Origin of the sequence: Micromonospora sp. NBC_01796 (assembly GCF_035917455.1) — a bacterium.
In the GTDB taxonomy this organism is placed as follows: domain Bacteria; phylum Actinomycetota; class Actinomycetes; order Mycobacteriales; family Micromonosporaceae; genus Micromonospora_G.
In genome coordinates, this window is the sequence record NZ_CP109078.1 from 8,255,109 (window position 1) to 8,275,795 (window position 20,687).

Genomic DNA, 20,687 nt, shown 5'->3' on the forward strand with positions numbered 1-20,687 from the left:
CATGACTCGCAAGGCGGGAGACGGCCGTCAGCAGCCAGCTCCTTGTTGTCGGTGGGTCCGGTTACCGTCCGCCGGTGACCGATGCCCACCTTGCTCCTTCCTGCTCGTCGCCGACGCCCAAAGAGGAGGCCCGTCTCTGGGAGGTGGTGGAGCAGGCATGGGCCCGGCTGGGTCCGGAACCGGCGGCGCTGCGCCGGGCCTTGCTCGATCGGGATCCGGACAACGACGAAGACGTCAACCTGTACGCCATAGACACCTGGCTCGAACCCTTCCTCACTGCACTACGCGAGATGTGCCTCGGGCTGTCCGGCCCGGAGTTGGTTGCCCTCGACCGGGTCGTCGAGCGGAAGCTGTACGACATCGACCGCGCCGACATCCATGAGGCGACGGACGGTTCCGACGACGGCTTCCTGTACGCCCGTGGGTACATCGTCGCGATGGGACGGGAGTTCTACGAGGCGGTCCAGGCGAATCCGCGACTGGCGGTGCTCGACGCAGACTGCGAGGAGTTCTGCTACTTCTTCGCGCATCTGTACGAGGAACGCTTCGGGGGTTGGCCGGAGAGCCGCTCCGGCATCTCACGAGAGTCGGTCAGCAATCCCTCGGGGTGGCCGAAGGAGTAGAGATCCTGGGACCGACCCAATGCACTCGTGTATCGCGATCCGTTCGCCTGAGTACGGGGAATCTTCGTCCGTGCTCCGCTGAGTACGATGCCGCCGTGCCTACCGAAGCGAACACGGCAGGACGCAGCCGCGAGCCGGAATCGCCGCCGCGACAGGTGGCCGGTCGCGGATGGGGCTGGTACCGGGGCGACTGTCACGTGCATTCGCAGCTCTCCCATGGTGGTGAACTCACACCGAGCCAGCTCGCGGCCGCCGCCCGTGAGGCCGGACTCGACTTCATCGCCATCACCGAACACAACACGACGGATAGCCACGGTGCCTGGGCATCGTTGGCCGGTGATGATCTGTTGGTGATCCTGGGCCAGGAAATCACCACCGAGACGGGGCACTGGCTGGCGTTGGGCCTCGATCCGGGGCAGGTTGTCGACTGGCGCTACGGCGTCCGGGACAACCTGATCACCTCTTCCGTGGATCAGGTCCATCGTGCGGGCGGGCTGTGCGTCGCGGCCCACCCGCACGCGCCGTACCCGTCAGGGACCTTCATGTATCCGTTCCTGGGATTCGACGCGGTGGAGGTCTGGAACGGACGATGGAGTTCGGACCTGCCGTGGAACGCCGACAACGAAGCGGCACTGGCCGAATGGGGCCGAAGCTTGGCGTTTGACATCCACCACGGACGGTGGCGTCCGGCTATCGGCAACAGCGACGCCCACCTGGATGGCCAGATCGGCATCCCGCACACCGTCGTGATGGCCGACGGACTCGACACGGACGCGGCACTCGCCGGTATCCGCGCCGGACGAAGCTGGATCGCCGAGTCAGCCGAGGTCCAACTCTCGTTCACCCTTTCCGCCGGCGACCGCAGCGCGGGGATCGGTGAACGACTGGTCACCGACGGCAAGCCGGCCACGGCCCGGGTGGAGATACAGGGCGTGCCATCCGGCACGGTCACCTTCCTCACCGAGCAGGGTGGGACACACCGCGAACGGTTGCCCGACCATGGCACGGGTGCCCTGGAGTGTTCCGTCAGCGCAGAGGACTCGGCGTTCGTCCGCATCGAGGTACGCCACCCTGCCGGGCACATGGCCGCACTCACGAACCCAATTCTGCTGGCCTGAGGACAACTGCCGACGGCGGTACGTCTGATCCTGCGGCGTGGATCATGATCAGCTTGATGAGGATTGATTGCGTACGTTGGGACGATCTGAAGGCGCCGCCCCGTTCGTACGATGGTCCTGTGCACTCTCGCCTGCGCGCCGTGTTGGCCGAGCCGCACGCCCCGCACGTCCCGGCCCGGGTCTGGCGCGACTGGGTATTGATCGCCGTCCTCGCGCCGGCGATCGTGTTGGAGGGGATCGCCCGACCCGATCTGCCGTGGCGGGTGGGCTGCGTCGTCATCGCGCTCGCGTTGCTGCCCACGCTGCTGTGGCGGCGCACGGAGCCGCTCGTGATGGTGGCGATCGCGTTCGGCTTCACGACGGTCGCCCCGCTCGTGCTGCCCGGCGATGCCTGTCAGATGTTCACGACGAGCTTTCTGGTCCTGTTGACCTACTCACTGTTCCGTTGGGGCTCCGGCCGGGATGCGATGATCGGTTCGCTCTTCGTGGTGACCAAGGTGGCCGCCGCCGGCCTGGTCGGCTCGATCGACGGCAGCGAGTTGGTCGCCGGGTTCGCGGTGATGTTCGCCGCCGCCACCCTGGGCATCGCGATCCGCTTCGGCGCCGCCGCCCGAGTGCGCGAGCTTGACCAGGCCAAACTACTGGAACGCGAACGGCTCGCCCGTGACCTCCACGACACGGTGGCACACCACGTGTCGGCGATGGCGATCCGCGCGCAGGCCGGCATCGCCGCCTCGGCCGGCCAGCCCGGTGCCGCCGTCGAGGCACTCCGCGTGATCGAGGCCGAGGCGTCCCGCGCGCTCGCCGAGATGCGCACAATCGTCCGCGTCCTGCGCCGCGACCAGCCCGCCGACCTGGCGCCCAACCCACGGCTCGCCGACATCCAACGGCTCGCCGGCCGCTTCCACACCGGCCCGGCCGTCAACGTCGACATCCGCGGCGACCTCGACAACCTCCCGCCCACGGTCGGCTCCGCGCTCTACCGCCTGGCCCAGGAGTCGATCACCAACGCCCGCCGCCACGCCCGCCACGCCACCCGCATCGAGGTCAGCGTCGCGGCCGACGACACCTCCGTACACCTGCGGGTCAGCGACGACGGCGAGGCCGCCGCCGGCCCCGCCGGCTCGCCCGGCTTCGGCCTGATGGGCATGATCGAGCGTGCCGACCTGCTCGGCGGCACCTGCGAGGCCGGCCCCAACCCCGACCGTGGATGGACCGTCACGGCGGTGCTCCCCCGCGCGGGAGTCGGCGCGTGACGGTGCGCGTGCTCGTCGCGGACGACCAGGAAATCGTCCGTACCGGCCTCACCATCATCCTGAACGCACAGCCCGGCATCGAGGTCGTCGGCGAGGCCGGCGACGGGCGCCGGGCGGTCGAGCTCGCCCGCCGACTCCGCCCCGACGTGTGCCTCCTCGACATCCGCATGCCCGGCATGGACGGCATCGAGGCCACTCGGGCGCTCGCCGGTCCATCGGTCGCGGAGCCGCTCGCGGTGGTCGTCATCACGACCTTCGATCTCGATGACTACGTGTACGAGGCTCTGCGCGCCGGCGCCCGCGGTTTCCTGCTCAAGGAAGCCGGCCCCGACCTGCTCAGCCAGGCCGTCCACGCGGCCGCCAACGGGGACGCGCTGATCGCGCCGAGCGTCACCACGCGTCTACTTAAGGCGTTCGCCGACTCGGGTCCTGCTTCGCCGTTGAAGCAGCCGATCGAGGCGCTCACCGACCGGGAGGAACAGGTGCTGCTCGCGGTCGCCCGGGGGCGTACCAACAAGGAGATCGCCGACGAGCTCTACGTCACGTTGAGCACCGTCAAGTCGCACATCACCAGCGTGATGACCAAGCTCGGTGTGCGTAACCGGGTCGAGATCGCGATGTGGGCGTACGAGACGAACCGCACCCGGGGACGCGGGTAACGGCACCTGCCTCCCGGCCGAGCAGCGGGCGGGTCGGCGACTGGCGCCGAAAGTACGACGACGGCGTACGACCATGAGCCGCCCGATCGCGGCCCATGTGTCGATGAACCAGAGTGAGTGCGGCGGACACCATCGATGGCATGACAATTCGCGAGTGGCGGCTGCCGGCCGCGTTGATCCTGCTGAGCCTGATACCGGTCATCGCCGGCGCGGCACGGCTGACCGAGCTGGGCACCGGACCGGAGGTCACCCCGGCGAACGCCCGCTTCGTCGCCGATCCGCTGCCGGTGGTGCTGCACATCGTCGGCGCGGTGGTCTACACGATCCTCGGCGCGTTCCAGTTCGTACCGAGCCTGCGCCGCCGCCGTTGGCACCGCCTCGCCGGCCGGGTCCTCGTCCCCTGCGGGCTGGCGGTCGCCCTCTCCGGCCTGTGGATGACGTTCGCGTACGACCTGCCGGCCCACGACAACGACGTGCTCGCCGGCATGCGACTCGTCTTCGGCTCGGCCATGGCCGCCTCGATCCTGCTCGGCCTCGCCGCCGTGCTACGCCGCGACTTCACCCGACACCGGGCGTGGATGGTGCGCGGCTACGCGATCGGCATCGGCGCCGGCACGCAGGCGTTCACGAACGCGCCGTACCTCCTGGCGACCGGTGAACAGCCCGACGGGAACGTCCGGGCCGTCCTGGTGCTCGCCGGTTGGCTGATCAACCTTGCCGTGGCCGAGTGGTACCTGCGCCGCCCGGCCCGCGCAGCGCGTTCTCGACCGGTCCGTCGGCCACGTGCCGCTGTCGACGACACCGTTTCGCGTTGAGATCGACGCTGGCACCGCGGCCGCAACGGACCCATGCCGGGTCCGGCGGGACGGGCGTCTAGCCTGCGCTCATGCGTACGAGTCGTCGGTGCGTCAAATGTGGGTGCCCGCGTCTGTGGCAGGTCGACCCGTTCATGGTCCCCGACCCCGACAGCGGCAACGTGGTGAAGCTCCTGCCGGGAGTTACCCGACTGGCCTCCGGATCGGCGATCGGCGAGGAGATGCGCAAGCGCATCGAGGCGGGCCGCTTCGAGGTCTGGATATGCGCCGCATGCGGATACACCGAGTGGTACGCCCTCGATGTCAACGACATGCTCGGGTGGCTCTCGCAGAATCCCCGCTCGGGCGTGCGGCACCACGACGCCGACGCCTCGGGGCGGTCAGACACCGTGGGCGAGAAGTTCCAGTCCCACCACGGCAGCGCCGAGGACGAACTCCGCGAATAGTACGACGAGTTTCTGCCAGCCGGGCAGGCGTACTCTGCGCACGGCCAGGTAGCCGATCACCACCAGCGCCGTGACGAGCGCGATCGTCGCCGCACGCAGCGCCGTGGTCACGGGCCATCTGTCGGCGATCGCGAGCCCGATGAAAACGAACGGAACGACGAGGGCTCCCAGTGCACCGAAGCTCACCCGGAGCATCCTGTTCAGTTCATGTCTCGCCGGCAGCGCGGCGTGTACGGCGATGTGCGAGACCACGTCGGCGACGAACACCGCCAGCAGCGTGCCCGTCACGGCGATGAGTAGCGTCACCCCCGCCTCGGCGGCTGTCGCTCCATGCGAGCGCAGTGCCAGCACGACGGCGAGCGCGGTGAACGTGATGTAGACACGCTCCTTCAACCGCTCGGCACGCTCCTGCGCCGCCCGGAAGCCACCACTCTCATCGGTCATCGCATGAGTGTAGGTTTCCGGGCCCGTCGGATGAGTCACCCCGCCAGCCCCAGGGCCGGCAGGCTATCTCAGGGGGCGGAAGTGGTGCCGGACCGCGTAGCGGTAGACCTCCTCACCGAGTTTCGCCCCCTCGTCGTCAGCGGTACGGAAGTGGACGCCGCCCCAGATGCGCGCACCGATGAGCTCGTCGAGCGCCTGCGAGAAGCTGGTGAACTGCCTGGTTGTGCCGGAGGCGACGCTGGATCCACTGAAAGCGATGTCGTCCCGGCCGAAGAAGTACCGGTACAGCGACATCCGCGCACCGGTGCCGCAGGCGTGGCCGGAAGGGTACTCGGGGAAGGGGGGCGTGACGAGGAGCGACTGCCAGCCCGGGTCAGCGGCCGTCCTCGGGTTCCCGTCCGTGTCGGCCAGTTGGATCGCCGTTACCGGGCGCCAGTAGCTCCAGAAGTCCTTCTGGCTGAAGCACGCCACTCCCGAGTCGGCCACGATGAGGTCGGTCATCGCAAAGAAGCGCGCGGTTTGCAGGGCGTTCAGCCGTTGGGTGGTGGCGAGCTGTCGCTTGATCTCCCAGGAGGCGGAACGTCGGTCGTGCCACCAGATCGCGGCCTCCGTCTGGTCCCGGGTGCGCACCGTGCTCGTCGCCGAGCCGACTTCCTTGACCTCGTTGAGGTCGCGGGCGTACGCGCTGCTGGTCAGGCGTGGCGGCTCGGGAATGCGGAACATCGACGCACGGGGGATGAGGAACGGCCGCATGTGTCCGGTCCATGCGCCGTCGGAGAGGAACAGCGGCGGCGTGGGTCTCCACTGGCCGGGCCTTGTCCCGTTGCGCCACTGCTGGTCCCCGAACGCGCCGTCGTCCTGCCGAGCGGCGACCATCGCAGCCGCGGCTCGCGCCCCGATCGTGATGCCGCCCTGCTTCGACCGCCCATCGGGAATCACGGCGAGCGCGGCGTCGTACTGTGCCCGGAGCCGCTCCTGCTGATCGGGGAAGAGGGCGGCGAGTACGCCGTGGGCGGCGGCGGCGACGGCAGCGTCCGTCGACTCGGTCCCGCTCGACCGCGGTGCGGCGAGGTACGGCTGGTACGGGGTACCGGCGATCGCGTTCACCGCGTCGTAGACGGCCCCGCTCACCATCGCGAAGCTGCGTACCTGCTCGTTCGGTTGCTGGGCGGCGACGTCCCAGATCGCCGTCTGGGCGTTGAGGTCCCAGGTGACCACCGGATTGGGGCCGGTGCCGGAGATCGCGGCTGCGGCGGAGGGCGCCGGGAAGGTCACCGTGGACGCGACCAGCGCACCGAGCGCGAGTGTCGCGGGAATGATGCGCGACCAGGACGTACGGCGTGTTTGGTTGCGGCTCGTCATGATCTCCCCGTCGGTAGGTAATCGATGCTGGCTGTCGAATGCACACGACACAGACCGAAATCGATGACGACCGAATATAACATCGTCGTGCCTCGATGGTTGACCGTCCGACGGCAGGTCGGGTCGCGACAGGGTGGGGGAAGGCTGCCGAGGCCGGCGACCCTCCCCCCACCTGGCGATCGACTACAGCTTGCCGTCCTTGGCGACCCTGCTGGTGTCACCGTCGGGGCGGCCGGTGCCGCCCAGTTGCCGGTCGCGCACGGCCACGGGTACGCGTCGCGCGCCGACAGGTAGGAGGGGCGCCGCGTAGGAGCCGATCACCGCCGAAGGTCCGCTCTTCAGTCGGACATCCGAACAGGCCGATCTGGGCGCGTCGAACGGATGGAGCTCAGTACGGCGGGGTCGACGTACTGCGGACGGATGGAGCTCAGTACGGCGGGGTCGACGTACTGCGGGTCGAGCGGAACAACGGAATCCTGCGGATCCTCGACATCGAGATCCTCGTCGAGCGCTTCGGCCAGGTCCGCGAAGGCGTCCTCGGCGGGCTTGAGCTCGGCGAGCAGTTCGACCAGCGGCCGCTTGCCGACGAAACGTACCCGGCCCTTACTCACCGCCAGCAGCGCCAACGGTGAATCCGGATCGCGTCGGGGCAGCATGCCCACAGCGTCCTCCCAGAACAGGACGTAGTCGTCCGGGCCGTCGTCCTTGACTTCAGCGGCGCCGGCCAGCATCAGCAAAAGGCGCCGCACGGTTGTCTCCCAGGCACCGGAGTAACCAACCGTCCACAGAAATGCCTCCAACGCGCCATCCCGATAGCGCAGCACAGTGAGCACCTCGTCGCCGTTCGCAGTGCAACTGGCAGCAACCCGCCCCGCGAGGAGCTGGCGAGGAGTCAGATCGGTCTCGGTGTCTCCCCAGTCGGCCTGCCCCTCGCGGTCGCCCCAGTACCAGCCGACAAACGTGTCAGCCGGGTTCTCGATGACCGCCGCAGACGTTATCGGGACGTCAAGCCACGAGTCGAAGCCCTTCCGGGGCATGGAAATCCGCGCCGCAGTGACAAACGTAAAGGACACCAGGGACTCCTGACATACCGAGCGACCGTGGTCAAGAACCTAACAAGGCAGCCCCGGACCGACCTCACAGCGCATGATCAGACGCCCGGATCTGCCGCTGGCCGTGCGCGTAGGCAAACGACGAGCCGTCACGCTCGGTGTTCGGCGCCCCGTGTTGCCGGCATCCTGATCTGTCGATGACAGTCCGCCGCACAGCATGCGGGGCGGCTCAGTCGAAGGCGATTCGCATCAGCCTGCTGGCGGCCCAGTCGTCCAGTCGGGTCGGCCTGATGGTGCCGGGGTCGTGGGGCTGGTTGAGGTCGTCGACGATGGCTGCGATCACTGCGGCCCGTTCGGTCGGATCGGTGACCGTTGTTGCGTGCGCCGGCAGGTCTGCTCTGGTGCCGTTCTTGAGGTGGAAGGTGAAAGCGGGATTCGCTCGTAGGTTTGCGTACCAGCCGGTCGCGCCGCCGCCCGCTCCGCTGCAAAGATAGGTCGCGCCGTTGGCGCGATAGAAGAAGATCTCAATGCGCCGGTGTCGTCCGGTACGCCGCCCGGTGGTGGTGATGTCCACGATTCGTTCGCGGGTTCCGGCCGCGGGTGTGATCTCGATGGCGCGCCTGATCTCGCGCGGCAGGTGGGCAAGTGGATCAGGCGCGCCGCGCTCACCGCGCTGGTCTGCGATCCTCATGCGGCTTCCTTCTGCAAGGCGGGGCCGAGGAGCAGCCCCCCGTCGATGACATACTCGGCGCCGGTGATGAAGGCCGCGTGCGGCGAGGTGAGGAACAACAGCAGCGCAGTGATGTCGGCGGGCTGCCCGAGTCGCGGTACGGCGAACGGCTCGGGCGAGTAGAAGTCGGCGATCGGGGCGTCGCTGCCAGCCGCTGGCTCGGTGATGAACGGGGTGGCGACAACGCCGGGGTGGATGACATTGACGCGGATGTTGTCACGGCCCAACTCGAGGGCAGCGGTCTGAGTGAGCCCTCGAATCGCCCACTTGCTGGCGACATAGGGCGCGTAGAAGGCAGTACCGCCGAGGCTCATGGTGGAGGCGATGTTGACGATTACCCCTCCACCTGCGCGCCGCAGCGCCGGTGCGGCCGCTTTGATGCCGAGGAAGGCGCCGGTGAGATTGATGTCGAGGATGCGAGCCCACGTAGCCCGGTCGGTGGACTCGATGAGGGCCGGCGGGTTCTGTACCCCGGCGTTGTTGACCAGGACCGTGAGCGCACCGAAGGCCGTCTCGGTTTCCGCGATGGCGGCGGCCCACGACTCCTCCCGGGAGACGTCGAGGCGGACGAAATGTGCCCCGTCTCCCAGTTCGGCGGCGAGGTCGGCGCCACGCTCGGCGTTGATGTCGCCGACGACGACGTTGGCGCCTTCGGCATGCAGGGCGCGAACGTGGCTGGCTCCCTGCCCGCCGGTGCCGCCGGTCACGAGAACGGTCTGATTGGCGAAACGGGACATTCGATCCTCTGAGTGCGAGAGACGACAACCCGTAGAACCGGGTGGTGAGTCGCGCGACTCACCACACCGAAGCTACGCCGCCCGGCGTGGTGAGTCAACCCACTCACCTCGCTATCATGGGTGCATGACCCCAGCGCCGTCGGCCTATCACCAGCGCGTGGCGGAGGAGAAGCGCGCGCTCATCGTGCAAGCCGCCACTGAGCTTTTCCTCGAGTTGGGCTACGACCGGGCATCTCTGGCGCGTGTCGCCGACGGCGCTGGTGTCTCGAAAGCGACGCTGTTCAAGCAGTTTCCGACAAAGGCAGCGTTGTTCGATGCCATCGTCATCGACTCGTGGGCCAAAAACGACGTCGCCGACGTTCCGCCCGCCGGCGATCTGACGGCCGGCCTGACGGTTCTCGGACGGCGCTACGCGGCGCTGTTGGGCCAGCCGGAGATGACTGACCTGTTCCGCATCGTCATCGCCGAACTGCCACGCTTTCCCGAACTGGCCAAGGCACATTTCTCACAAGGCAAACTGCCGTACTTCGAGTCCGTCCGGATCTACCTTCTGTCCGAGCACGACGCGGGAGCCGCAGACATCGCTGATCCGGAGATGGCCGCAACGCAGTTCCTCGGGATGATCTCCAACTACCTGTTCTGGCCGAGTCTGGTGCTCCCCGACTGGACGGTGACCCCTGCCCGCGTGACCGCGGTCGTGGACGAAGCCGTCCGCACCATGGTTGCGCGGTACGGTGTCGATATTGACCGTCCGGGCTTGTGAAGTCCTTGCCGCATCTGCCGCGGACAATGCACAGCTCGGGTCGGTACCTGGCATGGGGTCAAGTCGATGAAAACCGAGGGGCGCGGACGCGTAGCGGTAGTCCCCTGGCGTGGGCCTTTGATGTTGATCTTTCACTTTCGCGCAGGAGGGCACGAGCCCACGGCGACGCCGGATCGTCGAGCTGCACCGCGGGTCGACGCCGATGCTTGACCGAGTCGACCCGTACGGAACTCCGGACTCTCCTCGGACGAGATGCCGCAGTTCGTGCAGTCGGTGACGGTGTTCGGACTGCGAAAGACCACGACTGCAGTGGCGTCAGCGGTGTTGAGGCTGTACCGGCTGGGTCAATGATCGAACCAGGCGCTCGCCGTCGGGCCACGCGCCGAACCCGGTCTTGGAGTCCAGGTGCCCGACCGCGCCCGCGTCGAACAGTTCCGAGCCCCAGTCTCGCGCGTACTGCTCGAACTGCTCGAACGTCGTAATCGGGTCGTTGCGGCTGGCGACCAGGATCGAGCGGAAGGGCAGTGGCTCGCGTGGCACGTGGCCGATGAAGACATCGACCGTCTCGTGCGGGTCGGGAGTCCAGTCCGGATCCAGGTACGGTGGCGTGACCAGCAGGGTGGCACGCACAGGACCGACGTGCTGACTAGCCCACACTGCGACGGTCAGACAGCCCGCACTGTGCGCGACGAGGATCGCCGGCTCACTGTCGGCGCTGATGGCAGCGTGCAGCGCGGCGACCCGTTCGGCGGCGACGTACGGTGGCCCGGGCGGTTCGGGCGCCCATTGGTATCCCGGATAGTCCCTGACCCAACTGCGCGACCAGTGGTCGGGCAACGGGACACCTCGACCGGGCACGACAAGGTACCGCGTCATGTTGGGGAGGGTAGCGACGGTCCTCTGGACTCGTCCAGATGCCACAGGTCGTGGTTGAGTCCCCGGCCGGAGCGTCATGACGAACGCGAGGATGCCGAGCACCACCACTACCACTCTGCGGCTGCTGCCGGACCACCGCCCACGAAACGGACGCCTCCAGAGCCCTTCCCTCCGCGACGCCGCCATCCCTCCGCGCACGACCGAGATCAGGTGCACGCTTCTGGCACCCCTCTGTGTCAAGGCGGAGGACGAACCGTCACTCTCGGTGTTCGCCGTCCCCCGGTGCCGACGTCCTGACTCATCGCGAGGACGCGGGGTTATTCGGCGACGTGGGCGGAGGCCGCCGACCGAGCGATGCTGGGCGCGGACCTGCGAGCGCCTCTGCAGCGCCCGGTCATCCTGATCCCACATCCTGTGCACGGGTCGGGGTGGGGGCCGGGTGGGGAACAGTAGTCAGCTCGGCTGCTGTCCCCCACCCGACTGTTGATTACAGGTTGCCGTCCTTGGCGACCCTGCCGGTGTCACCGTCGGGGCGGCCGGTGCCGCCCAGTTGCCGGCCGTCGTTCGCGGCCACACCGGCGGTGCTGGCCACTCCACCGAGCGACACGATCATCGCGTCGGTGTCGCGTACGAGCACGCCGCGTACGTCGGCGTCGGGCACCAGGGCCGGGTCCGAGGCCAGTACGGCGAACGCGGCGAGCTGCTGCACCGCCCGCTTGTCGTTGCCGGCCGCCTCCGAGTCACGGGCCGCGGTCAGCTTGTTGGTGAGCTGGCGGTGTGACTTGGCGGACAGCCGGTTCGTCGCCTCGAACCGGTCCAGCAGGTGCTGGATGTCCCGGAACGAGGTGGTGACGAAGAACCGTACGGAACTGGTGGTGCTGTTCCCGGCCTTGTCGGTGGCGGTGACGGTCAACTCGTGCAGGCCCAGGCTGAGGTCGTACAGGGCCTGCAGGGTGTTGCTGGCGTACGGCGTACCGTCGAGTTTGCCGATCGTGGCGGCGACCCCGGAGGTCGGGTCGATCGCTTGGAACGTGACGCGGACCTCGCCGCTGTCGCCGTAGAGCTGGCCGTCGGCGAGCCCGGAGACGATCACGGTCGGCTTCGTCCCGTCGATCCGCACCAGGGCGGACTTGAGGGTCTCGGCGTTCCCGGCCGCGTCCTTCGCCCGGTAGAGCAACTCGTGCTGCCCGTCGCCGGTGACGTCGACCGGCGTCGAGTACGCCGTCCACGGCCCGCCGTCCAGGGACCATTCGATCCCCTGGGCGCCCGATCCGGCGTCGGTGGCGGCGAGCGTGACCGGGATGGCCCCGGCGTGCCAGCCGTTGTCGTTCGCCGGGGCGAAGGTCGCGGAGGTGACCGGCGCGGTGGCGTCGACCTTCACCTCGACCTGGCCCGGTGCGGACAGGTTCCCGGCCCGGTCGGTGGACCGGTACCGCAGCACGTGCTCGCCGTCGCCTGCGACCGGAACCGGCCCCGTGTAGACGGTCCACGCGGGATCACCGTCGAGCTGGTACTCGGTGGAGCCGACCCCGCTGCCGCCGGCCTCGTCGGTCGAGGTCAGGGTGACGGTGGCAGGCCCGGTGTACCAGCCGGCGGTGACCGGTCCGGCGACCTCGGCCCTGGTCGTCGGGGCAGTGGTGTCCCCGGCAGCCGGGGTGCCGTAGACGTTGATGTCGTAGAGCGAGTAACCCCATTCGGTGGCCCGTGCGGTGCCGTAGACCCGCAGGTAGCGGCCGGTGCCGGTGACCGCGAGGTCGTCGACCCCACCGTCACCGCTGGCGGTGCCGTGGATCCGGGTCCAGGTGGTGCCGTCCGTCGAGGTCTGCACCTCGTACGCGCTGGCGTACGCCGCCTCCCAGGCCAGGCGTACCCGGTCGAGGTTGTACTCGGCGCCGAGGTCGACGGCGAGCCACTGCGGGTCGACCAGGTGCTCGCTCGCCCACCGGGTGGAGGGGTTGCCGTCGACCGCGTTGCCGGGCACGTGCGACGAGTTCGGCTCCACCGATGACGCCGTCACCGGGCGATCCCGGGCCAGGTCCTCCCCGGTCGGGGAGTCGTCGGTCCGGATACGGATGTTGCGGTAGTTGATTTCCAGTCCTGCGCCGTCGTTCTGCACCCCGAAGTGACCGTCGGCGATGTTCCGGCCGGAGGTGTAGTCGGTGATCTTCACCCCGTTGAGGTAGATCTCCACGTGCTGCCCGTGCACCCGGACGTCGTACGTGTTCCACGAACCCGGCGGGTTGAGGTTGGCCTCGCGCAACGCCGTGTCCGGCGCCTTGAAGCTGTACACACTGCCGGTGGTACGGGTCGGGTCGTTGTCGGTGGCGTCGATCTGGATCTCGTGCCCGGCGTCGACCGGCTTCCACGGGTCACCCTGCGGATCCGGGAACCCGATGAACACCCCGCCGTTGTCGTCGCCCGGCATCATCCAGTCGACCTTGAGCGAGTAGTTGGCGTACGTGCGCTGCGGGTACCAGAGCAGGCCCATCCCGCCGAACGAGCTGATCGTGCCGTCGGCCAGCGTGAACCCACCCGGACCGGCCTGCTCCCACTGGTCCAGGCTGGCCTGGGTGCCGTCGAACAGGGCGGTGTAGCCGGTCTCCGGCCGGCAGTCGGCATCGGCCTGCTCGGCCGCGAGCCGGATGCCGCCGAGCAGCATCTTCGTGTAGTTTTCCTCGGCGAAGGACTCCACGGTGTGGCCCATTCCGGTGTACCAGGCCCGGCCGCCGTCGTACTCCTGGCACCAGGTGATCGGGTGGTCCGCGCCCATCCCGCCGCCGCTGTAGGTCGACTCGTCCACGGTGGCGAGCACCTTCACGTTGGCCCGTGGGTTGGTGCGGTAGTTGTACCACTCGTCGGTGTGGTTCCAGGTTGGGGCGAAGTGCGAGGTCGACGGGTTGGCCCGGTCGGAGAACCGGACCGTGGCCGGCTGGGTCGCCGGGTGCGAGTCGAACCAGGCGCCGACCAGGCCGCCGTACCAGGGCCAGTCATACTCGGTGTCGGCCGCCGCGTGCACGCCGACAAAACCACCACCACCCCGGATGTACGCCTCGAACGCCGCCTGCTGCTCGCCGTTCAGCGCGTCACCGGTGGTGGAGAGGAAGACCACGGCCTCGTACTGGGCCAGGTTGGCGGCGGTGAACGCTCCGGCGTCCTCGGTGGCGTCGACCCGGAACCCGTTCTCCCGCCCGAGCTGTTCGATCGCGGAGATCCCGGCGCCGACCGAGTCGTGGCGGTACCCGGCCGTCTTGGAGAAGACCATCACCTGGTACGTCTCCGGCGGGTTCTCCTCCTCCGACGGCCCGTAGACGTTGAAGTCGAACAGCGAGTAGCCCCAGGCGGTGGTGCGCTGGGTGGCGTACATCCGGACGTACCGGCCGGTGCCGCTGATCTGGATGTCGTCCACCCCGCCGTTGCCGTTCGTGGTGCTGTGCACGGTGGTCCAGGTGTCACCGTCCGGCGACGTCTGGATCTCGTACGCCTTCGCGGCGGCCGTCTCCCAGTTCAGCCGGACCCGCGCCAGTTCGTACGAGGCACCGAGGTCCACGCTGATCCACTGCGGGTCGGTGTACTCACTGGACCACCGGGTGCTGGAGTCGCCGTCGACCGCCAGCCCCGGCACCCGGTACGCCTCGTACGTCGACGACGCCGTCACCGGCCGGTGCCGGGCCAGGTCGCTGTTGGCGCTGCCGCCACCGGTGAAGGTGAAACTGTCGACGTTGAACAGACCCTCGGTCGGATCCCCGGCGAAGGTCAGGAACAGCGTGTCGGTGCCGGTCGACGCGGTGACCGGGCCGGTCACGTTGACGAAGTTCTCCCAGCCGCCGGTGCCCGGCACGGTTGCCGAGCCGACCACCGGTCCGGTCGCCGACCCGGTACGCAGTTCGAGCACTCCCCCGGCGTTGGCCGACGAGACCCGGGCGGTGAAACCGGTGACCCCGACCAGGTTGTACGGGGTGAACGACACCCACTCGCCGTTGTTGATCGCCCCGACGTAGCCGCCCTCGGTGGCCGGGCTCTGGTAGATGGTCACGTTGCCGCTGGAGTCGGCGAAGTGCTCCGCCTGGCGGTGCCGGGGTTGCAGCACCACCTGGGCGTGTCCGGCCAGGCCGGAACGGTCGGTGTAGGCGGCGTCGATCACGCCGAACAGGTTGTCGCCCGGACCGTGTTCGCTGTTGGCGGTGGTCTGGAGCACGCCGGTGCAGCCGGTGGCGCTGGTCATCGGGTGGCCGTGCTGGTCGTGCCCGAGGACGAAGTTGACCGCGACCCTGGTGCAGTCGATCGTCCCGTCCTCCGGATCGGTGACCGTGACCTGGTACGGCACCGCGTCACCGAAGTTGAACACCGATCCGGCGGCCGGTCCGGTGATGGTGATCGTCGGTGCGGTGTTGCCGACCGTGATGGTCACCGTCGAGCTGCCGAAGTTGCCGGCCGGGTCCTGCACGGTGAGCTTGGCCGGGTAGGTGCCGTTGGCCGCGTACGTGTGGGTCGGGTTCGCGGAGGTCGAGGTGCCGCCGTCGCCGAACGTCCACGCGTAGCTCAGCGCGTCGCCCTCCGGATCGCCGGATCCGGCGGAGCTGAACGTGACGGTGAGCGGACCGGGTCCGGAGGTCCTGTCGGCTCCGGCGACCGCGGTCGGTGCCCGGTTGCCGTTCGGGGCGGTCTCGATCCGGTAGAGCGCGGAGTTCTCGTCGCCGTTGAACCAGCCGGCGCCGTAGTCGAGCACGTAGAGCGCGCCCTCCGGGCCCATCGCCAGGTCCATCGGGTGGGTGTGGGTCCACGGGAAGTCGCCGATCGTGCCGCCGCTGCCGTCACCGTCGGCGGTGATCGTCCTGATCCAGTCCTGGGTGAACTCCCCGGCGAAGAACTTGTTGTCGAAGCTGGCCGGCAGCTTGGTCGGCGAGTCGAGTGCCGGGTCGAAGTGGTAGACCGGGCCCGCCATCGGGCCGCCGCCGTTGCCCAGCGGCGAGGACAGACCGCCGTCGTACGCGATCCAGGCCGGCTGGGCCGGCGGCAGCTCGGTCAGGCCGGTGTTGTGCGGTGACTGGTTCACCGGGGCGGCGCAGTCGAACTTCGGCCCCGACGTGTTCGTGGCGAAGTCGAAGTCGTTGTAGGGCGAGTTGTAGCCCTGGCAGTACGGCCACCCGAAGTTGCCGGGGCCGGTGATCCGCTCGAACTCCTGGTGCCCGCCGTCGCCCCGGTTCGGGTCGGCGACCTCGGCGTCGGCGGCGTACGTGCCGACGTAGACCACGCCGGTGGCCCTGTCCACGGACATCCGGAACGGGTTACGGAAGCCCATCGCGTAGATCTCGGGGCGGGTCTTCACCGTCCCCGGCGCGAACAGGTTGCCGGCCGGCACGGTGTAGGTGCCATCGTCCTCGGGGTGGATACGCAGCAGCTTGCCGCGCAGGTCGTTGGTGTTGCCGGAGGTACGCTGCGCGTCGAAGGCCCAGGTGAAGCCGTCGCGCTCGTCGATCGGGGTGTACCCGCTGGACGACCACGGCTGGGTGTCGTCGCCGGTGGTCAGGTAGAGGTTGCCCCGGGCGTCGAAGTCGAGGTCGCCGCCGACGTGGCAGCACATCCCCCGGTCGACGGGGACCTGGAGCAGCTTCTTCTCACTCACCAGGTCGATCGTCCCGTCCGCCCGTACGGTCAGCCGGGACAACTGGTTGTGCCCCTCCCACCGGGCGAAGTCGGCGTCGGTGCCGTTCGACGGGGCGTCGCCGGCCGGGGTGGAGGCGAGCACCGGGGCGTAGTAGACGTACACCCACCGGTTGGTCGCGAAGTCGGGGTCGGCGGCGATGCCCTGCAACCCGTCCTCGTCGTGGGTGTAGACGGGGATGGTGGCGGCGAGCTTCGTGTTGCCGAGCGCGTCGGTGGAGAAGATCCGCCCGTCGCGCGAGGTGTGCAGCACCGTACGGTCCGGCAGGACGGTCAGGGCCATCGGCTCGCCCATCGCGACCGGCCCCTTGGCGAGGGTCACCTCCTGCAGGACCTCCGCGGCGGCCACGGCCGGTGCGGCGGGCGCGGCGGTGGCGGGCGGGGTCAGGGTGACCAGTGAGGTCAGGACAAGGGCAGCACTGGCGGCGGACGCGATGATGCGTCGACGCATGGGTGCTCCTTCCGGAGGTCGGGAGTGAAAGGAGCGCGCCGCCGCACCTGGTCGGTCACCGAAGGGCCGCCGAGCCGTTCGGTATCGCCCGGACTTTGCCGGCCGGTTTCGGGGGAGTCAATCCCCCCGGCCAAAGCGTCTCCCGATCTTTGTCTTCTACTGTGGATCAATGGGTTTGAGCTGGAGGAATCGGGCGGGGGTGGGGGCAGCTGACTATTCGTAGCGGTCGCGGCGCCACTCGGTCTCGCGGTCCTCGTGCGCCGTCGCCTCCTGCAGGGCCGACTCCCGCAGCTCGTGCCGGGAGTCGGCGAAGATGACCACCTCGCTGACGACCATGACGAGACACACCAGCGCTAGCAGGCCCAGCGCCGCCAGCGCGGGGAGCCGGACCGCCAGCGGGATCAGGGCACCGAGTACGACGATCGCGCCCGCCCGGGTCCAGGCGACCGTGCCGAGGATCCGGGCCTGGAAGGCCATGTGCCCGAGGAGGAACAGGATGACCCCACCGAAGGCGAGATAGACACCCGGACCCTGCTGGGGCTCGGACAGGCCGAGGTGTTCGCCGCTGAGCTGGTGGACCATCTCCTTGTCGCCGAGGGAGAGCAGGATCAGCGCGGCGATCATCGGCAGGTGCAGGTAGACGTACGCGTCCCGGGCCAGCCGGATCCGGGCCAGGTCGTGGGTGCCGTGCATGACCTTGTGCGCCGCCGGGGCGACGATGTCGAAGTACGCCCACCAGAGGGACGCGGTGATGCCGATGCCGAGCGCGGTCCCGATGAACATCGCCCAGGTCTCGGTCCGGTCGGTCAGGCTGGTGCCGAGCCCGACCGAGATGATCGTCTCCCCCAGCCCGACGATGATGATCAGCTCGAACCGTTCCACCCAGTGACCCGCCGAGGCGAGCCCCCAGTGGGAGACGCTGAGGAACCTGCCGGCGCCGTACTCGACCACGACCACGATGGTCCAGAGCAGCGTACGGAAGGTCACCTCGTCGAGGCCGTGGAACTCCGACGGGATCAGACCGGCGATGAACAGCAGGGTGGTGGCGCTGACCAGCGGCAGCGCGTAGTGCAGGATCTGCCGGCGCAGGACCGGATCGTCCCCGGCCGAGTACCAGTGCAGCACCACGTGCAGCGCCCGCACGACGAGGTAGCAGACGGCCAGGACCAGCGGGGCGTCGAATCCGCTGGTCTCGCCGACGAAAGCCTGCGGGATGATCAGGGCGATCGTGAAAGTGGCGATCATGACGGGGAAGACCACGAGCGGCCCGATCCCCTCGCCGAGGCGGAGCCAGTTGGCCACCACCATGTGCGAGCACCAGCACCACCAGAGCAGGGCCAGGATCAACAGCCCGTGGTAGAGCCCGACCGGGGTCAGATTCTCGCTGGTCACCCGGGCGATACTGAAGAACACGAAGACGAAGACCAGGTCGAAGAAGACCTCCAGGCTGTTCGCCCTGGTCCCGGGACCGGCCCGGCGCAACTGCCCGAGCAGCCCCCGACGGCGGTTCACCATCCGGCACCGTCAGTCGGCCGCATGTCCCGGGCACACGGGGGCGGCCGGGCTCACGAGCGCAGCTCGTTGAACTTGTCGCGGGCGACCGTGGCCAGGGTCGACACCTTGTGCGGTTCGCCCCGCAGGAACGCCTCGGTGAACTCCTTCGCCTGCTCGTACCGGATCTTGCCGGGCATCGGCGGCTCGTCCGGGTTGACCCGGCAGTCGACCAGCGCCGGCCCCGGGTACGCCAGTGCCTCACGGATCGCCGACGACACCTGCCCCGGCTCGGTGACCTTGCAGCCGTAGCCGCCGCAGCTCGTCGCCCAGGCGGCGAAGTCCGCCTCCGGCTGCCGGTGGCGTACGGCGTACTCGGGGTAGCCGAGGATGATCTGCTCCCAGAGGATCTGCCCGTACGCGTTGTTGTTGTTGACCACGACCTTGATCGGCAGCTCGTACCGGGCGGCGGTGAGGAACTCGGCCATCAGCATCGCGAAACCCCCGTCACCGACGTACGCGATCACCTGCCGCCCCGGGTGGGCGAACTGCATCCCGATCGCGTACGGCAGCCCCGGCGCCATCGAGGCCAGGTTGCCGGAGAGGTAGAACTCCCGGCCACCGCGGATCGTCCAGTGCCGGGCGGCCCAGGTGGCGATGGTGCCCGAGTCGCAGGTGAGGATCGCGTCGTCGGCGGCGAGATCGTCGACGCACCCGATCAGGTACTGCGGTGCGACCGGGTGGCGGGCGCCGTCCTGCAACGCCTTCATCTCGTCCCGCCAGGTGTCGCGTTTGCCCTGGTACTTGCCGAGGAACGACCGGTCGTCGCGGCGGCCCAGCAGTGGCAGGAGTTGCTTGAGCGTGAGCCGGGCGTCCGCGCTGATCGCCACCTCCACCGGCAGCCGTACCCCGATCTGGCTGGCGTCGTGGTCGATCTGGACCACCCGGGCCTGCCCCGGCGACGGCAGATAGCTGGCGTACGGGAACGAGGTGCCGACCATCAGCAGCGTGTCGCACTCCTCCATCAGCTCCTCGCTCGGCTTCGTGCCGAGCAGGCCGAGGCCACCGGTGGTGAGCGGGTGTTCGTCGGGCACGACCTGCTTGCCCGGCAGCGTCTTGACGATCGGGGCGCCGAGGGCGTCGGCAACGGCGATCACCTCCTCGCGGGCGTCCCGCGCACCGACCCCGACCAGCACCGCCACCTTCCGTCCCGCGTCCAGCACCTCGACCGCCCGCTCGAGCTCCTCGTGCGCGGCGGGCACCGGCGGGCGGGAGAGCACCGGGCTGCTCTTCGGCGGCGCTCCCGGACTGACGTGCCGGTACGGGTCACTGGCGGTCTCCGCCACCTGGATGTCGTTCGGGAGGCTCAGGTGCACCACGGTCCGCTTGGCCAGGGCGTGCCGGATCGCGATGTCGACCACGCCCGGCACCTGCTGCGGGTTGGTCACCATCAGGTTGTAGGCGCCGGCGACGTCCTGGTAGAGCTGGGTCGTCTGCACCTCCTGCTGGTACTGCGTACCGAGGACCGAGGTTTCCTGCATGCCGGTGACGGCCAGCACCGGGATGTGGTCCATCTTCGCGTCGTAGAGCCCGTTGAGCAGGTGGATCGCGCCGGGACCGGAGGTGGCCGCGCACACCCCCAACCGGCCGGTCGCCTTGGCGTACCCGGTGGCCATGAACGCGGCCGCCTCCTCGTGCTGGACCAGCACGAACCGCAGCCGGTCCCGTTGCCGGCGGAAGCCCTCCATCAGCCCGTTGATGCCGTCGCCCGGCAGCCCGAACACGGTGTCGACCCCCCAGTCGACCAGGCGCTTGGCCAGAGCCTCTCCGACGATCTCCTGCATCAGTGCTCCCCCGTGTCTGGGATGGCGCCCTCGGCGGGCGGCCGGCGCGGTTGGCGGGGCGGCGCGACGGCGCTGACCCGTCACGCGCCACCGCCAGGCTTACTCAGCGCCGGGACCGGCGACCGATCAGGTAGCCGACGACGAGGGCTGCCACGACCACGACCAGCGCGGGGCCGCTCACGGCGCCCCTGAGCCGGTGGATCCCCTGTGCAGGGTCCATGATCGCTCCGGCGGTGTCACCGATCGCACCCGTGGCCGCGTCGGCGATGCGCCCGTGCGTCATCTGGCTGTTCTCCTCCCGGGAGCGGATCAGCGCCGGGCAGTCACCCAGCCAAGCCGACGATAACCGACCATAAGTG

At 69.1% G+C, this 20,687-nt stretch carries 18 protein-coding genes; 7 read left to right on the forward strand and 11 right to left on the reverse strand.

The features are described from left to right. Positions 1-74: 74 nt before the first annotated feature. The 6 genes from OIE47_RS36735 (at position 75) to OIE47_RS36760 (ending at position 4,917) form a co-directional block, all read left to right on the forward strand. Positions 75-623, forward strand: coding sequence for a DUF4240 domain-containing protein (locus tag OIE47_RS36735; protein ID WP_326559157.1), 549 nt, complete (start codon positions 75-77; stop codon positions 621-623). Then, a complete protein-coding gene (locus OIE47_RS36740; RefSeq protein WP_326559158.1) occupies positions 608-1,741 on the forward strand; it encodes a CehA/McbA family metallohydrolase in 1,134 nt (377 codons plus the stop codon). Before OIE47_RS36735 ends, OIE47_RS36740 begins: the two co-directional genes overlap by 16 nt. Before the next feature lie 119 nt (positions 1,742-1,860). Then, the gene (locus OIE47_RS36745; RefSeq protein WP_326559159.1) at positions 1,861-2,997 is read left to right on the forward strand and encodes a sensor histidine kinase; all 1,137 of its coding nucleotides are present in this window, start codon (positions 1,861-1,863) and stop codon (positions 2,995-2,997) included. Then, entirely contained in the window at positions 2,994-3,656 is a 663-nt protein-coding gene (locus OIE47_RS36750) for a response regulator transcription factor (RefSeq protein WP_326559160.1), read from the forward strand. The genes OIE47_RS36745 and OIE47_RS36750 overlap by 4 nt, the downstream gene beginning before the upstream one ends. Positions 3,657-3,817: 161 nt before the next feature. Further along, entirely contained in the window at positions 3,818-4,471 is a 654-nt protein-coding gene (locus tag OIE47_RS36755) for a DUF2306 domain-containing protein (RefSeq protein WP_326563337.1), read from the forward strand. A 71-nt stretch (positions 4,472-4,542) separates the two neighbouring features. Further along, entirely contained in the window at positions 4,543-4,917 is a 375-nt protein-coding gene (locus tag OIE47_RS36760; RefSeq protein ID WP_326559161.1) for a hypothetical protein, read from the forward strand. Here the strand turns inward: OIE47_RS36760 and OIE47_RS36765 are convergent. The 6 genes from OIE47_RS36765 to OIE47_RS36790 all read right to left on the reverse strand — a co-directional run bounded on the left by OIE47_RS36765 (position 4,852) and on the right by OIE47_RS36790 (position 9,242). Further along, positions 4,852-5,361 (reverse strand): hypothetical protein, encoded by a 510-nt coding sequence (locus OIE47_RS36765; RefSeq protein ID WP_326559162.1) that lies wholly within the window; start codon positions 5,359-5,361, stop codon positions 4,852-4,854. The genes OIE47_RS36760 and OIE47_RS36765 overlap by 66 nt on opposite strands. Before the next feature lie 63 nt (positions 5,362-5,424). Beyond that, on the reverse strand, positions 5,425-6,723 hold the full coding sequence (locus tag OIE47_RS36770) for a vanadium-dependent haloperoxidase (protein ID WP_326559163.1): 1,299 nt from the start codon (positions 6,721-6,723) through the stop codon (positions 5,425-5,427). A 183-nt stretch (positions 6,724-6,906) separates the two neighbouring features. Continuing rightward, complete coding sequence (locus tag OIE47_RS36775) at positions 6,907-7,044, reverse strand: hypothetical protein (protein ID WP_326559164.1); 138 nt, start codon at positions 7,042-7,044, stop codon at positions 6,907-6,909. 17 nt (positions 7,045-7,061) lie between these two features. Next, on the reverse strand, positions 7,062-7,796 hold the full coding sequence (locus OIE47_RS36780; protein ID WP_326559165.1) for a hypothetical protein: 735 nt from the start codon (positions 7,794-7,796) through the stop codon (positions 7,062-7,064). Between the two features lie 208 nt (positions 7,797-8,004). After that, a complete protein-coding gene (locus OIE47_RS36785) occupies positions 8,005-8,466 on the reverse strand; it encodes a nitroreductase/quinone reductase family protein (protein ID WP_326559166.1) in 462 nt (153 codons plus the stop codon). Continuing rightward, a complete protein-coding gene (locus tag OIE47_RS36790; protein WP_326559167.1) occupies positions 8,463-9,242 on the reverse strand; it encodes an SDR family NAD(P)-dependent oxidoreductase in 780 nt (259 codons plus the stop codon). Before OIE47_RS36790 ends, OIE47_RS36785 begins: the two co-directional genes overlap by 4 nt. A 124-nt stretch (positions 9,243-9,366) precedes the next feature. Here OIE47_RS36790 and OIE47_RS36795 point away from each other — a divergent pair, with 124 nt between their 5' ends. Further along, positions 9,367-10,005 (forward strand): TetR/AcrR family transcriptional regulator, encoded by a 639-nt coding sequence (locus OIE47_RS36795; RefSeq protein WP_326559168.1) that lies wholly within the window; start codon positions 9,367-9,369, stop codon positions 10,003-10,005. A 315-nt stretch (positions 10,006-10,320) separates the two neighbouring features. Here the strand turns inward: OIE47_RS36795 and OIE47_RS36800 are convergent, their stop codons facing one another. The 5 genes from OIE47_RS36800 to OIE47_RS36820 all read right to left on the reverse strand — a co-directional run bounded on the left by OIE47_RS36800 (position 10,321) and on the right by OIE47_RS36820 (position 20,611). Beyond that, positions 10,321-11,292 (reverse strand): RBBP9/YdeN family alpha/beta hydrolase, encoded by a 972-nt coding sequence (locus OIE47_RS36800; protein ID WP_326559169.1) that lies wholly within the window; start codon positions 11,290-11,292, stop codon positions 10,321-10,323. A 76-nt stretch (positions 11,293-11,368) separates the two neighbouring features. Next, positions 11,369-16,993: a ThuA domain-containing protein gene (locus tag OIE47_RS36805; protein ID WP_326559170.1), complete on the reverse strand. Its 5,625-nt coding sequence runs from the start codon at positions 16,991-16,993 to the stop codon at positions 11,369-11,371. 213 nt (positions 16,994-17,206) lie between these two features. Then, entirely contained in the window at positions 17,207-18,508 is a 1,302-nt protein-coding gene (locus OIE47_RS36810; protein ID WP_326559171.1) for a low temperature requirement protein A, read from the reverse strand. 50 nt (positions 18,509-18,558) lie between these two features. Then, positions 18,559-20,328 carry a thiamine pyrophosphate-dependent enzyme gene (locus OIE47_RS36815; RefSeq protein ID WP_326559172.1) on the reverse strand — a complete coding sequence of 590 codons (1,770 nt, stop codon included), beginning with the start codon at positions 20,326-20,328 and terminating at the stop codon, positions 18,559-18,561. Between the two features lie 103 nt (positions 20,329-20,431). Beyond that, entirely contained in the window at positions 20,432-20,611 is a 180-nt protein-coding gene (locus OIE47_RS36820; RefSeq protein ID WP_326559173.1) for a hypothetical protein, read from the reverse strand. Positions 20,612-20,687: the final 76 nt, after the last annotated feature.

Excerpts from the sequence above, each read along its gene's own strand:
- OIE47_RS36760 (WP_326559161.1), top strand. The coding sequence starts at position 4,543 with ATGCGTACGAGTCGTCGGTGCGTCAAATGTGGGTGCCCGCGTCTGTGG.
- OIE47_RS36765 (WP_326559162.1), bottom strand. The coding sequence starts at position 5,361 with ATGACCGATGAGAGTGGTGGCTTCCGGGCGGCGCAGGAGCGTGCCGAG.
- OIE47_RS36770 (WP_326559163.1), bottom strand. The coding sequence starts at position 6,723 with ATGACGAGCCGCAACCAAACACGCCGTACGTCCTGGTCGCGCATCATT.
- OIE47_RS36785 (WP_326559166.1), bottom strand. The coding sequence starts at position 8,466 with ATGAGGATCGCAGACCAGCGCGGTGAGCGCGGCGCGCCTGATCCACTT.
- OIE47_RS36790 (WP_326559167.1), bottom strand. The coding sequence starts at position 9,242 with ATGTCCCGTTTCGCCAATCAGACCGTTCTCGTGACCGGCGGCACCGGC.
- OIE47_RS36795 (WP_326559168.1), top strand. The coding sequence starts at position 9,367 with ATGACCCCAGCGCCGTCGGCCTATCACCAGCGCGTGGCGGAGGAGAAG.
- OIE47_RS36800 (WP_326559169.1), bottom strand. The coding sequence starts at position 11,292 with ATGTGGGATCAGGATGACCGGGCGCTGCAGAGGCGCTCGCAGGTCCGC.
- OIE47_RS36805 (WP_326559170.1), bottom strand. The coding sequence starts at position 16,993 with ATGCGTCGACGCATCATCGCGTCCGCCGCCAGTGCTGCCCTTGTCCTG.
- OIE47_RS36810 (WP_326559171.1), bottom strand. The coding sequence starts at position 18,508 with ATGGTGAACCGCCGTCGGGGGCTGCTCGGGCAGTTGCGCCGGGCCGGT.
- OIE47_RS36815 (WP_326559172.1), bottom strand. The coding sequence starts at position 20,328 with ATGCAGGAGATCGTCGGAGAGGCTCTGGCCAAGCGCCTGGTCGACTGG.
- OIE47_RS36820 (WP_326559173.1), bottom strand. The coding sequence starts at position 20,611 with ATGACGCACGGGCGCATCGCCGACGCGGCCACGGGTGCGATCGGTGAC.